Source organism: Chitinophaga filiformis, assembly GCF_023100805.1.
GTDB lineage: Bacteria > Bacteroidota > Bacteroidia > Chitinophagales > Chitinophagaceae > Chitinophaga > Chitinophaga filiformis_B.
This window is the reverse complement of the sequence record NZ_CP095855.1, coordinates 7,234,682-7,247,885: the sequence shown is the minus strand read 5'-3', so window position 1 is coordinate 7,247,885 and position 13,204 is coordinate 7,234,682. Positions and strand designations below refer to the sequence as shown.

The 13,204-nt window shown below is 46.5% G+C and carries 11 protein-coding genes; 5 read left to right on the top strand and 6 right to left on the bottom strand.

The window, feature by feature from the left end; genetic code table 11:
* Positions 1-2: 2 nt before the first annotated feature.
* Positions 3-863 carry a sugar phosphate isomerase/epimerase family protein gene (locus MYF79_RS28265; protein ID WP_247811222.1) on the bottom strand — a complete coding sequence of 287 codons (861 nt, stop codon included), beginning with the start codon at positions 861-863 and terminating at the stop codon, positions 3-5.
* A 223-nt stretch (positions 864-1,086) separates the two neighbouring features.
* Between MYF79_RS28265 and pyrF the strand changes: the two genes are divergently transcribed.
* The 3 genes from pyrF (at position 1,087) to MYF79_RS28250 (ending at position 4,299) form a co-directional block, all read left to right on the top strand.
* On the top strand, positions 1,087-1,914 hold the full coding sequence (gene pyrF / locus MYF79_RS28260) for an orotidine-5'-phosphate decarboxylase (protein WP_247811221.1): 828 nt from the start codon (positions 1,087-1,089) through the stop codon (positions 1,912-1,914).
* Between the two features lie 129 nt (positions 1,915-2,043).
* A complete protein-coding gene (locus MYF79_RS28255; RefSeq protein WP_247811220.1) occupies positions 2,044-3,222 on the top strand; it encodes an acyl-CoA dehydrogenase family protein in 1,179 nt (392 codons plus the stop codon).
* Between the two features lie 45 nt (positions 3,223-3,267).
* Positions 3,268-4,299 carry an FAD:protein FMN transferase gene (locus MYF79_RS28250; RefSeq protein ID WP_247811219.1) on the top strand — a complete coding sequence of 344 codons (1,032 nt, stop codon included), beginning with the start codon at positions 3,268-3,270 and terminating at the stop codon, positions 4,297-4,299.
* Positions 4,300-4,364: 65 nt separating this feature from the next.
* Here the strand turns inward: MYF79_RS28250 and MYF79_RS28245 are convergent, their stop codons facing one another.
* The 5 genes from MYF79_RS28245 to MYF79_RS28225 all read right to left on the bottom strand — a co-directional run bounded on the left by MYF79_RS28245 (position 4,365) and on the right by MYF79_RS28225 (position 10,145).
* Entirely contained in the window at positions 4,365-4,985 is a 621-nt protein-coding gene (locus MYF79_RS28245) for an outer membrane beta-barrel protein (RefSeq protein WP_247811218.1), read from the bottom strand.
* Positions 4,986-5,009: 24 nt separating this feature from the next.
* The gene (locus MYF79_RS28240) at positions 5,010-5,645 is read right to left on the bottom strand and encodes a DUF4136 domain-containing protein (protein ID WP_247811217.1); all 636 of its coding nucleotides are present in this window, start codon (positions 5,643-5,645) and stop codon (positions 5,010-5,012) included.
* Positions 5,646-6,130: 485 nt separating this feature from the next.
* Complete coding sequence (locus MYF79_RS28235; protein WP_247811216.1) at positions 6,131-6,778, bottom strand: HAD family hydrolase; 648 nt, start codon at positions 6,776-6,778, stop codon at positions 6,131-6,133.
* Between the two features lie 81 nt (positions 6,779-6,859).
* Complete coding sequence (locus MYF79_RS28230; protein WP_247811215.1) at positions 6,860-7,741, bottom strand: hypothetical protein; 882 nt, start codon at positions 7,739-7,741, stop codon at positions 6,860-6,862.
* Complete coding sequence (locus MYF79_RS28225) at positions 7,719-10,145, bottom strand: DUF2339 domain-containing protein (protein ID WP_247811214.1); 2,427 nt, start codon at positions 10,143-10,145, stop codon at positions 7,719-7,721. Before MYF79_RS28225 ends, MYF79_RS28230 begins: the two co-directional genes overlap by 23 nt.
* Before the next feature lie 490 nt (positions 10,146-10,635).
* Between MYF79_RS28225 and MYF79_RS28220 the strand changes: the two genes are divergently transcribed.
* On the top strand, positions 10,636-11,163 hold the full coding sequence (locus MYF79_RS28220; protein WP_247811213.1) for a DUF4142 domain-containing protein: 528 nt from the start codon (positions 10,636-10,638) through the stop codon (positions 11,161-11,163).
* Between the two features lie 249 nt (positions 11,164-11,412).
* Positions 11,413-13,164: an SGNH/GDSL hydrolase family protein gene (locus MYF79_RS28215; protein WP_247811212.1), complete on the top strand. Its 1,752-nt coding sequence runs from the start codon at positions 11,413-11,415 to the stop codon at positions 13,162-13,164.
* The last annotated feature ends 40 nt before the right edge of the window (positions 13,165-13,204 follow it).

Genomic DNA, 13,204 nt, shown 5'->3' with positions numbered 1-13,204 from the left:
GTTTACAGTTTATAGGCGGTTTTTATCTGGTCATGCATATAGTCCAGCGTTGGCTTTACCTGCTGCGACATATTCTCCCAGCGGCATTCCAGGGAGATCCTGCCTGTATAGTGAATACTTGCGAGTGCAGCTATATAAGGCGTTACATCGTTGCCGGTGGAACCGGGAGCCGTTCTTTTCTCCCTTTCCGCAATATGGCAATGCACCAGGTTCTTCGCCGCTTTTTTGATCATATCGGGCGACTCATGTTCTTTCAGCATATGATAGATATCTGCCGTCAGTTTAAAATTCGGATGGTGCACGGCCGTTACAATATGATTGGCTTCCTCCAGTGTGTTCACAAAGTTGGTCTCTGTGCTGTTCAGGTTTTCAATGGCAATGACACAGTCATATTTTCCTGCCACAACGGCTATTTTGCGGCATAGGCCAATGAACTGCAGGGTAGCGGTGTCTTTATTGTAGTTGTCCGGCAGTCTGCGGGAGCCACCGCTGCCTAATACGATTAACCCGATGCCAGCCTGTTTGGCCCTGGCCATTACACCATCTACATAGGTGAGTACCTGCTGCTCATTGACGTTATTGCCGGTGAGCCTTATTTCCCCTGGAAAAAAGACATTGCATGCCTGTACCCTGCACTGCATTTTCTTTAATTGTGCAAGATGGACGCGGAATGTATCTTCCGGTATGGCCGGCGATAACAGTTTCTGTACATTTTCTTCAATGTAATCATAGCCGGCAGCATGTAACAGGCTATCATTCGTGCGGGAAGTAGCAACTCCGACCTGGGGGACCTTCACTTGTGCATTCGATTGCAATACACAAAGGAAGAGGGCTAAAAATATCAATCCGGAATAGTTTTTCATATTATTTTTTTCATGAACGCGGTGGTCAAAAGTTAGGAACATTATTTTAAAAATCCAAATGGGCGCGGGATGAGCGGTATCTGTCAAACGGGTCGGGCACTTTTCAGATTCTTTTGTTATATTTATATAAGACCGGAAACAGTATTCCAGAATTTACTAATATTTTCATTTCAAACGGCATTGCTTAAGTTTTGCTTAACTTTGCGCCCCAAATCAATCATTTATGAACAGACAGGAACTGGTGAATCTGATAAAGGAGAGGCAATCTTATCTCTGTGTGGGATTAGACACAGATCTTCATAAGATTCCCCGCCATTTACTTTCTCATCCCGACCCGGTATTTGCTTTTAACAAAGCGATTATTGATGCAACAAAGGATCTTTGTGTATCCTACAAGATCAATACTGCTTTTTACGAATGCATGGGCATCCGCGGCTGGGAAAGCCTGCAACGCACGGTAGAGTACATCCCTTCCGGACTGTTTACCATTGCTGACGCCAAGCGTGGTGACATAGGCAATACGTCCACGCAATATGCCAAAACATTCTTTGAAACATACAATTTCGATGCAGTGACCGTGGCGCCATATATGGGGCGCGACAGCGTGCTGCCTTTCCTGTCCTTCAATGAAAAATGGACCATCATGCTGGGCCTCACTTCCAATGAAGGCAGCCAGGACTTCCAGTTACAGCAGTCCGGCGATGAATACCTCTACGAGAAGGTAATGAAAGCCGGTATGAGCTGGGGAACGCCTGATAACCTGATGTTTGTGGTAGGCGCTACCCAGACCTCCCAGTTAGGCTATATCCGTCAGCTGGTGCCGGATCATTTCTTCCTGGTACCAGGTGTTGGCGCCCAGGGAGGCAACCTGCAGGATATTTCTGCCCAGGCGATGAACAAAGACTGCGGTCTGCTGGTAAATGCCAGCCGTTCAATCATTTACGCCGGCAACGGTGAAGACTTTGCCAGTGACGCCCGCGCTGCCGCCCTGCAGCTGCAGCAGGAAATGGCAGAATGCCTGGAAGCAAAACAGACTTTGGCCAATAGCTAAGCGGCTGTTGGCGATCATAACGCAGTCCATAGTCAGTAGAAAAATTCCTTTTCGGAATGTTCTTCAGACTATGGACTTTTTTTGTGGATGAAGTCTTAAATTGAGAAAGACTTATAAAACGTGTTCCACATGCTTAAAGACCTGTTTCAATCCCCCGATTATTTCCACGTAGACGATTTGTTGACCGAAGAACATCTTATGGTGCGTGACGCCGTACGGCAATGGGTGAAAAAAGAAGTATCGCCTGTTATCGAAGATGCCTGCCAGCAGGCTACCTTTCCTGCACAGATTATTAAAGGCCTGGGCGAATTAGGCTGCTTTGGCCCTACTATTCCACAGGAATATGGTGGCGGAGGTATGGACCATATTGCCTACGGACTGATGATGCAGGAGCTGGAAAGAGGGGATAGCGGGATAAGGTCTACCGCCTCCGTACAGGGCTCCCTGGTAATGTACCCGATCTATACCTTCGGCAGTGAAGAGCAGAAGCGTAAATACCTGCCTAAACTGGCTACGGGAGAATGGATGGGGTGCTTCGGACTGACTGAGCCGGACTTCGGCTCCAATCCTTCCGGTATGATCACCCATTTCAAGGATGCCGGCGACCATGTTATTCTCAACGGTGCTAAAATGTGGATCTCCAATGCTCCCTTTGCACAGATCGCAGTTGTATGGGCAAAAGATGATGAAGGCGCCATAAGGGGCATTATCGTGGAAAGAGGGATGGAAGGATTCTCTACCCCCGAAACAAAGGGAAAATGGAGCCTCAGGGCCAGCGCTACCGGAGAGCTGGTATTTGACAACGTAAGAGTGCCCAAAGAGAACATCCTCCCGAACGTAAAAGGGCTCAAAGGGCCGCTTAGCTGCCTTTCTTCTGCCCGTTACGGGATAGCCTGGGGAGTAACAGGCGCCGCGATGGATTGTTATGACACCGCCCTGCGATATGCTAAAGAGCGTATCCAGTTTGATAAACCTATTGCCGGTTTCCAGCTTACCCAGAAAAAACTGGCGGAAATGATCACAGAGATCACCAAAGCCCAGCTGATGAACTGGCGCCTGGGTGTGCTGAAGAACGAAGGGAAGGCCACGCCCGCCCAGATCTCTATGGCCAAGCGTAATGCCTGTGAAATTGCTACCAATATTGCCAGGGAAGCCCGCCGGATACTCGGGGGAATGGGTATCACCGGCGAATTTCCCATCATGCGCCATATGATGAACCTGGAAAGTGTGATCACCTACGAAGGCACCCATGAAATTCACCTGCTGATCACCGGCCAGGATATCACCGGACTGGATGCATTTCATTGATGCATTTGTCTATCTTTCGGGGAATAAAATCTTAGCGCAAGGTTCATGTACACTATAACGGATAAAACGGCCACTGTAAAACAACTGCTTATTTTGTTGCTTTTTCTCTGCATCAGTGCCCCCGCTTTTGCCCAACAACTGGTAACAGTGGAGGGAGAGGCACAAGGTACCTATTACATCATCAAATATCTTTCTGACGATACGACTTCCCTGCAGCACGCAATAGATTCCGTTTTTGCGGATATAGACCGGTCCCTGTCCCTGTATAAGCCAGGCTCTCTTATCAACCGTTTCAACGAAGGGAATACTGTTCGTATGGATCAGCACATGCAGGTCGTTGTGACAAGGTCATTACAGATCAGCAAGGCAACGGTAGGCGCGTTTGATATTACGGTAAAACCGCTGGTAGACGCCTGGGGATTTGGTGTGCACAAACCTGCCGTACAAAAGATACCTGCAGCCGATACCTTGCAGCATATCCTGGAACACGTGGGATACAGGTATTTGCAGGTGAGGGGGCAGCAACTCAGGAAGAAGAAAAAAGGTGTGGAGATTGATTGCAACGGTATAGCACAGGGATATACTTCAGATGTAATGGCCCGCCTGTTGGAACAACAAGGGATTAAAAATTATCTCGTAGATGTAGGTGGTGAATTGTGCAGCAAAGGGCATAACCAGCATGGTAAAATATGGACGGTAGGTATTGAACGCCCCGCAGCAGACGATAATGCTTATCCCGTACAGGAACTGCTGACGCTGGATAACAGGGCTGTTACCACCAGCGGTAATTACCGTCGTTTCTTCGACCAGGGAGGCACCCGTTTTGCACATAGCATAGATCCGGCTACCGGCGAGGCATTGCATAGCAACATCGTGAGTGTGACGGTAGTGGCCCGCGATGCGATCACGGCAGATGGATATGACAACGCATTGATCTTAATGGGCGTGGAAAAGGGGGTGTCATTTATCAGGCAACACCCGGAATACGGCCTGGAAGCATATTTCATTTACAAGGACGAAAACGGTAAAATACAGGAACGTTTTTCACCCGGCTTTGAAAAGATGCTGATCAGATAAAAAGAAGGCCCTGCAGTGATGCAGGACCTTCATCGGAAAAGTGGTTTTTTATAGAATATGCCTGCTTATCTCAGATGTACCCTCAGACCTACATTGGCCTGTAGTACATTATAGTTTGTAATTTCCTGCAGCTTGTATGGTGAATAAGTATATTGTACACTGGCATTAAATAACACAGGAGAACCCTTGCCAAAAGGAATATTGATCCCCACTTCCGGAGAAGCGGCAAATTGCCAGCTGTTGTCCCTGTCAGTAAACTCTCCCCAGTATTTGTTGTACAACATATTTACCGTACCCACACCCAGGCCCACGTATGGGATGATGGCCTTATCAGGTTTGGTTAGCTGATACTGCACAGTAGCCAGTATCGGCGTTACTTCCAGTGAGCGGGATTGTACCGCTGAAATATCCCCGCTTTTGGTAGGATATACAGCGCGTGGCAGTCGCTGATAGAACTGCTGGTAACCGCTTCGAAGACCAACGGCCAGCTGGTCGTTTATCTGGTATTGCAGGCCGGCCCGCCAGCCGCGGAAACTTGTTTTATCGGTATAGTCCTTCAGGGAACCAAGCGGTTGCCCGATAGAATAATCTACGTTAATGGATAATGGGGAGCGTACCTGTGAAAAAGCAGTTTGTACTCCCAGGAAAGCGATCATCGTCAGTATCCAAAGCTTCATACTTTTCATCTCTGTCTCTTTTAAAGTGAATCATTAATTGTTGTTTGCCTTCAGGTAAGTAGACTGTGCAAAAACAGCAGATATCATACTATCCACATTGCTGATGTTCCATACACCGCTGCCCCGCAGCATAGCATTCCATACAGCTACCAATTCATTGTTCTTCGGGTTTTTCAGGTCAACAATGTCCACAGATACTGCACGTTCTTTCTGGTACACCTGGTAATAAGTTGGCCAGTAATAGCCATAGCCTGGATAGCCCCAGTAGAAGGGATCGAAGTAACCGCCTATACCGCTCCAGTAACCGGGATCATAATAAACGGCGCTGTAAGTGTTGTCAATACGGGTAAGGTTCACCGCCAGATCGGGTTTGGCGGCCCTGCTCACTTTTGTGTATCCCCTTGCCTCTAATGATTGTGTAACATCCGCAATCAGTTTTTTGTCGTAGTCCGTCAACGCACGCTCACTGTTATTGGAATTACTGGCGACTGCTACGGAGTCGACGATACTAAAGGTTTTGTAGGTACTAAAATCAACACCATCTGCACGGTTGGTTACGTAGATCCTTGATTCTTCATCTGTCATATCTTTCAGCGGATCTTTCCCACAACTGCTGAATGACAGTGCCATGCCCAATGCTGCGCTCATTAATAACATTACTCTTTTCATATTCACGGGTTTTTATTTTGTTGCTATTTCAGGCAGGTAGAGGGAGGAAATTGAGACAGACTGTTATGTAACAGTATAACAGGAAATGTGCCAACAGCCGGATTGCAGAGCAGCACAATCTTTTAACGTATTTGAACCGGGGATGTTACATGAAGTTTATCTGTGAAATGTTAAGGTATTCTTAAAAGTAAAGGTGGGTAGGTGCATAGCAGGCAGAAGCATGCAATCCCTGTTTGTTTCAGACATTGCTGAAGCTGTTATCTGCTGTTGTTAGCGACACATTTGCAGGCAGGGAAGTTTTATTGATCGCATAAATCTCAGCCGCAGGGCATCTATTTGAGTTTCACAAATACCCGGCAATCATCAGCGGTTATTGAAGGTACATGACTTATATCCAGGGAACAGACACAAGGGCCTGCATCAATCCCGGCGAATGGACTGAACAAATAAATACCTTCAGCATGGGACGGTATTACCTTAGCAAATCAGGAATGATGTATAGAGACCGGTAAGATCGATTTTTCCTCTAAAATAGCCTTTAATTGCCCTGCGGAGGTAAAATGGATACCAGCTATGCCGCAGGTGGCGGCGCCGCGGATATTGCGTTCGTTATCGTCAATAAAAAGGGTGGATGAGGCATCCAGTTGGTAGCGGTCGAGCAACAGGTTGTAAAATGCCGGGTCCGGCTTACGGATCTTTTCCCTGCCCGATACCACAATACCATCAAACCATTGCAGGAATGGATAGTTAAATAGTGCCAGTGGGAATGTTTCGTTAGACCAGTTGGTTAATGCGTAAAGCTTATATTGATTACTTTCTTTCAGCTCCTGTAAAATATCCACAGTTTCCTGGATAGGCCCGCCCAGCATTTCTTTCCAACGGCCATAATAGGCCCGTATTTCTGCTTCGAACTTCGGGAACTGGTCTACGAGCATTTCGGTAGCTTCCTGCAGGCTTCTGCCGGCATCCTGTTCTTCATTCCAGGCGGAGGTGCAGATATTGCCAAGAAAAAACTCAGTTTCTGCGGCTGTTGCAAAGACCTTATTGTATAGATAACGGGGATTCCAGTCTATCAGCACAGCGCCCAGATCAAATACCAGATTGGAATAATTTTTAACAGCAGCAGTCTTCATGTGGATAAAGGTAGTCTATTTTATAGATTAAGGAAAAATATAAATTGTTACAAGATAATAAGATATCCTGAATATATTCTGTTATTTCCGCTCCCGCATATCCCGGAGTAAACGGATGCTTAACAGGGTGATGAGCACAATAATGCTGACGATCCCCGTCCAGATCCACTTTTTACTCGTGAAAACGGTAGTATTCCTTTCAGCTGGCGTTGAAGGCACATTCTTTATAACGGCCGGAACAGCTGCGATATTGCCCGCTTCAAGTACAGGTATCCGGGCCGGCAGCTTGCTGGCGAAATAGGGCAGGTCATAAACCGGCGCCGGCAGCTCAGGTACACCTGTTTTCAACAGGTAGTCTTTCCCTTTTTCCAGCCAGGCAGTAAGGTAAATATGCTGTTGCCAGGCGTTGATATCCTTCAACTGTAGCGGGGGATTATCCTCATTGCTGATAATGATAAAGCACTGCTTTGTTTTCAGTGATGTATGCAACTTAAATATTGAGGATTGGCCGGAAACAAGCGCAAATTCCCCGGAAGAAGGCCGTTCGCTGGTATCTTTTGTGACATAAAAATACCGTTTGAAGTACGCGGGAGTAGCCACTGTTAATCGCAGCTGCTCAATAAGGAATTCCTCTTTGAATTGCAATTGAATAACCGTTCTTCTGGCTGCAGTATTGTTCCTGACGGTTATTACGGGAGAGGGCAGTGCCACATAGGGCGTATCGCGCCGCAGCATATAGGAAACTGTCGTTTCCCCGTCAAAGAGCCGTACATCTGTCAATGCCGTATCGTAACATTTGGCGATGAATGCCGGATGCAGGCTGATATTATAAAACCCTGTTTCGCTGACTGCAGGCAACCCTGCCTGCCAGGTAAATTCTTGTGCGTTGGCAGGCAATATACCTGTTACAATGAACAGGAAGGCAAATAATTGAATGAACTTAACTGGTCGTCTGGTTTTCATCTGTCAGTAATATTTTTTTCAGGCGCTGATACATAAAGGAAATGATCAGCAGTATAATGCCAAGCGAAATAAATGCAGCGATCTTGCCACCTTCGGACAGGTCGTGCAGATCGAATAAAAACAGTTTCAGCAATGTCAACGCAAATAAGCTGATGGAGATAATACGCACCTGTTTTGACTGCCACCTGAAGCCAAGATAGATCAGCATAAAGGCAAAAGCTCCCCAAAGAATGGTATATCCCGTACGCTGGCTGTTGTTGGTGATATCGCTTGTATGGATATTCGGCTGCCAGGTACTCAGTGCCACTATGTGGTCCAGTGAAGCGCTTAACACATACACCAGGGAAAACGTAGCTACCCACTGGAAAATATGGATATACTTTTTATGACGGATCGCTTTCACGGTCAGGTATGCCTGGTAGAGCATTGCCAGCAGTGAAGCGATCAGCACATAATTAAGCAGGAAATGGCCTAGTGGTTTGTGCTCTTCCAGGTACGCCGACCGAACATCGATGAACTCGTCATTGTAGAGTACAATGAACACCAGTATAAATACAGCAGAAAGTCCTACAGACAGTATTCTGAATATAAGGTGTTCTTTTCTGCTGAGATAGAGCAGCGTGCAGACGAAAAGATAATTGTAAATGCCTGTGTTGATGGTCGTCACCGCAGGCCAGTAGATGCGTGATTGATAGTCGAGCTCCACTATACCGACTATATAAATAACAGCAAGGGAAAACACACCCAGCGCCTGCCTGAGCATTGGTGCCGGTATCTCTATAAAGTATTGTTTGTCCAGGTCCTTTTTGAGCAATCTTCTGATGATGAACAAAGCAGCGATGCATACAATGCCCGTAATGAATCCCTGGTTGAGCAATGGCCACATATGCTTACCGCCGGCATAACGGAGTTCGTCATACGTCTGTTCCCAGTCTATTATCAGGCTGATGCTCATCATAAAGAATACAATGCCGGAAGCATATTGCATCAGCTTTATTCCTGAGCGCTGGTATAACCATAGCAACAATACAGATTCTGCCGCCCAGAAGAGGGTAATGTGATTGCCTTTCAACTGTACGGGCGCCGCAAGGCTCAGGAAGCTCAGGGTAAGACCGATCAGCAGGTAGACCAGGTTCCTGTCTGCATGCTGGTTGCGATATAGTGCATACGAGAAGGCAAAGTTGAATACTGCCATGCAGGCGGTGAACAATCCCTGGAAGATCCCGCCGTGTATATGCGACAATATGATCATGCCCGCTGCGTAATAAAGGAAAGTATTGCTGAGTAAGATCAGTATTTCACCAGCTTTAAAACGTACCCGCTGCCGGAGATTATTGATCACATTCATCAGGAAGAATACCACGTAGAACAGCGTTGCAAATACCAGCGTTGTTACATAAGGAACGGGTTTGGTGGCCTCGTGTTGAATACTGAAAGACAGCCAGCTGCCGAAAAGTAGTACGGTAGCTATATAGCTGATGATATTAACGATATTCCATTTCTTGTAATATGCCAGTATCAGCATACCCACATTCAGGATCAGGATATAGGTGAACAGTACTGCAGCGTTACCTGCGCCCGTGCTGATCAGCAGGGGAGAGGAGAAGCCGCCGAGTATGGCAAGAACGGCCAGTTCTTTCCGGTCGTAACTGAGTGACAATACCACTGTGAAGGCAGTGATCAGCACCATCATAACAAAGGCCAGCGTCTGGCCAATCAGGTGATACTGCTGAAAAGCGATGGTGATACTGAAATACAGGACAGCCACGCCACCGCCTACGAGTACAGAGCTGAAAGCGGTGAAGGTCTTGCGCAGGCGGTGTGCCACCCCTATCAGGATACCACCGCAAACAATGCCAATGAAGGTCCTGCCGATCTCGTTGATCCAGTTCTTATCTATCGCATACTTCAGGAAGAAACCTATACCAATAACCAGAATAGCGATACCGATCTTGTTGAACAGGTTTTCTCCGATGAATTTCTCCAGGTCCGGGTTCTTTTCCCAGAAAGTAGGGGCTGGTTCCTTTGGCCTTGCAGGTTCCTGTGTTGCTGCAGGAGCTGACAGCGGAACCGTAAATGCCGCCTCTCTTGCTGGCCTTGGCAGTTCGGTGGCAGGCGCCGGTACCACCGTTTCAGGTTGCGGAGGTGTGATCACCTCAATAACAGGAGGGGCCGGAGCTGCCGGTATTACTACCGGAGGCGGCTCTGGCCGCAATGCTGGTTGCCTGTCGTAATCAGCCGGTATCGTTTTTTCTTCTTTTGTTGTTGGGGCAACTCTTTCCCGCTGTCTCATGAGAAGATCCAGCTTGTGGTTCATCTCTTCTATTTTACTTGTGAGGTCGTTCTTCGTAATAAACACCATTATAAGAATGACGATCAGAAGTATAAAGGTAAATACAGCCATAAAGCGTAGGTATTGTTGGGAATATTACATGAATATAGTCTTTTGTCAATAAAAAGCCCCGTATTCACTACGAACACGAGGCCTTATCAACATTGCAACTGAGTAAACGATTTGCCTGGTTTGTCAACGTCTCCGGATCTGCCCGCACTGTTTTAAAGTTTATAACTATTCCTGAACGGTCCTCCCACGGCCAGGGTACTACATAATTGCTGTGCCACAGGGTGCAGACGATTGATTTTCATTCCAAAACAAATATATTATATATTTTAATAAAAAGAAATATTAAGTTGAAATTCCTCATTGAGTTCTCTCATGTGGTAAAACCGGACCCATAAATTGCCTCACCTTTCAGCGCCTAATTTCGTCACTGCTGATTCTAAATCGCTACAATTTTTCCGCTGCAATTTGCCTGTTATTAGCTAAGCGCTACATGCCTGTTCTGCAGACATATGCAGCACAGAATTTGTTTTAACTCGCTGTAAAAACTTTTATGAAAACGCGAAACCTCTTATGTGCTGCTTGCCTGATAGCAGCTTTGGCAGCATTTTATGCATGTTCTGACGATGATAATCCAACTCCGCCTTTGTCACCTAAAGACTGGACTATTATGGAGCAGGCGTCTTATGGCAATATTGCCGAGATTGAAATGGGGAAGGTGGCTGATTCTATCTCTGCAACTGACTCCGTGAAACAATTTGGTCAGATGATGATCGCCGATCATACTATCGCGCAGAAAGACCTGCAGGGAATAGCCAACATGTTTTCTGTGGATATTCCGCAAACCCCCGACTCACTGCATGCAGCAAAGAAACAGCAACTGATGATGATGTCGGGCTATACGTTTGACACCGCATATATCAACGGGCAGATAAAAGATCACCAGGCAACGATCGCATTATTGGAGATGGCGGCTATCAGCGAACAAAAGGCTTTGCAGGATTATGCCAATAAATATCTGCCCAAGGTGAAAATGCACCTGGAACATGCACAGTCGATCGCTGATAATTTAAAACCTTAAATAACTTTTCCAGGGGAGCTGTGTGTATGATTTTAAAGGTGGTTTGCATACAAGCATCCTCTGACCTTTGCTTTAATTGGAAAACCCCGCGCATTTTTGCGCGGGGTTCATTATGCAATGAATTTATCTATCGATACACCACGTGTTTTAAGCAATGATATATGAGAGTTGGTTTTTTTGAATTATTTTGTTCAAAAGGGATATAAAAGTATTATACCACATACTCTTGAAGCCACTAATTTATATATCATGTTTAAAAGCTTACTCTTCTTCCTGACCCTGATCTGTGTTAAAGTTAATACCTATGCGCAGGACCCTTATAACTGGCATGAAGCCAGGTGGACCATCGGTGTTTGTGAACAGGATACCACTCATATTTTTTATCGCCTGCCTGCCAGGCTGGAAGGGAAAGTAAGTGCCGGTGTGTGGAGGCAGTCGGTAAACAGTGCAGGGGAATATCTTCACTTCAAAACTACGGCCCGCAGCTTCATTGTGAAGTACATCGTAACAGGGAAGAACTACGCCTTGCCTCACATGCCCGCCACCGGCGTAAGCGGGGTAGACTTATACGGAAAAGATATGCATGGTGGCTGGAACTGGGCGCCTCCTGCAAAATATTCCTTTGGCGATACCTGCGTATACGAATATCGCAACCTCAGCATTGCAGCAGGCGCACAGGCTGATTTTTATTTGTACCTGCCCTTGTATGCCAGTTTACAGTGGATTTCCATCGGTGTGCCAGGAGAACAAAAATTTGAGTACACAGCCGCGCACAAGGATAAACCGATTGTAGCGTATGGCACGTCTATCATGCAGGGGGCAGTGGCATCAAGAGCAGGGATGGCATGGACGAATATATTGGAGAGAAAGCTGAGCCGGAAGGTGATCAACCTGGGCTTTAGCGGGAATGGACGTTTCGACGCACCTGTCTTTGACCTGATGGCAGATGTTGATGCGAAATTCTATATACTGGATTGCATGCCCAATCTTGTAAGTAAGAAGGCATATCCTGCAGATACCATCCGGCAGCGCCTGATATATGGAATAAATAAGCTGCGCGCTCAACATCCTGATGTGCCCATTTTGCTGGCAGAACATGCAGCCGGCAACATGCCTTTAGGCATGGATACAGCAGTTATCAATGCATATCATGAAGCCAGTAATACTATTACTGAGATATTCAATGAGCTGAAGAAAAGTGGTGTTAAAGACTTGTACATGTTAACAGAAAAGGATATCAACTTCGACATTAACAGCACTACTGATGGCACTCATCCCAATGATTATGGCATGATGCAATATGCAGTGGCCTATGAGAAGAAAATACGTGAAATATTGCATGAGCCTGTGGGCAACCTGTCTACACAATATCCAGTGGAGCAGTACCGCGATGGCTTTGACTGGAGGAAGCGGCATGAAGATATCATTGCCAATATTGTGAAGAACAATCCGCAGGCCATCATCTTCGGTAATTCCATTATTAACTTTTGGGGTGGAGAGCCCAAAGGAGAGAAAGTAGCGGGCCGCGGAGAAGCTGCCTGGCAGCAATATATGGCGCCTTTGCAGGTGCAGAATGCCGGCTTCGGCTGGGACAGGGTGGAAAATGTGCTTTGGCGGGTATATCACGGTGAGCTGGATCATTTTAAAGGAAATAAGATCCTTGTCATGATAGGTACTAATAACCTGGGACTGAATACGGATGAGGACATTGTGAAAGGTCTTAGTTTCCTCCTGCAGCAAATCAGGTACAGAACACCGCAAGCTGCTATTTTTGTGGGTGGTATCCTTCCCCGCAGAGATATGCTGCAACGTGTATTGACTATCAATCCGAAAATAAAGACGATGGCAGTGGCCAATGGCTATAGTTTTTTTGACCTTTCGAAAAACTTCATGAATGGTAATGCGCTGAATGATGCATTATTCACAGGGGATGGTCTGCATCCGAATGAGAAGGGGTACCAGGTATTGGGTGAGCAACTGAACCAGGTGTTAAAAAAATAGCAGCGCCAGGACATTGTAGTAAAAGCAGCATAGAGGCATA

Coding starts and splice junctions, on each gene's coding strand:
- MYF79_RS28265 (WP_247811222.1), bottom strand. CDS start 863: ATGAAAAACTATTCCGGATTGATATTTTTAGCCCTCTTCCTTTGTGTA.
- pyrF (WP_247811221.1), top strand. CDS start 1,087: ATGAACAGACAGGAACTGGTGAATCTGATAAAGGAGAGGCAATCTTAT.
- MYF79_RS28255 (WP_247811220.1), top strand. CDS start 2,044: ATGCTTAAAGACCTGTTTCAATCCCCCGATTATTTCCACGTAGACGAT.
- MYF79_RS28250 (WP_247811219.1), top strand. CDS start 3,268: ATGTACACTATAACGGATAAAACGGCCACTGTAAAACAACTGCTTATT.
- MYF79_RS28245 (WP_247811218.1), bottom strand. CDS start 4,985: ATGAAAAGTATGAAGCTTTGGATACTGACGATGATCGCTTTCCTGGGA.
- MYF79_RS28240 (WP_247811217.1), bottom strand. CDS start 5,645: ATGAAAAGAGTAATGTTATTAATGAGCGCAGCATTGGGCATGGCACTG.
- MYF79_RS28235 (WP_247811216.1), bottom strand. CDS start 6,778: ATGAAGACTGCTGCTGTTAAAAATTATTCCAATCTGGTATTTGATCTG.
- MYF79_RS28230 (WP_247811215.1), bottom strand. CDS start 7,741: ATGAAAACCAGACGACCAGTTAAGTTCATTCAATTATTTGCCTTCCTG.
- MYF79_RS28225 (WP_247811214.1), bottom strand. CDS start 10,145: ATGGCTGTATTTACCTTTATACTTCTGATCGTCATTCTTATAATGGTG.
- MYF79_RS28220 (WP_247811213.1), top strand. CDS start 10,636: ATGAAAACGCGAAACCTCTTATGTGCTGCTTGCCTGATAGCAGCTTTG.
- MYF79_RS28215 (WP_247811212.1), top strand. CDS start 11,413: ATGTTTAAAAGCTTACTCTTCTTCCTGACCCTGATCTGTGTTAAAGTT.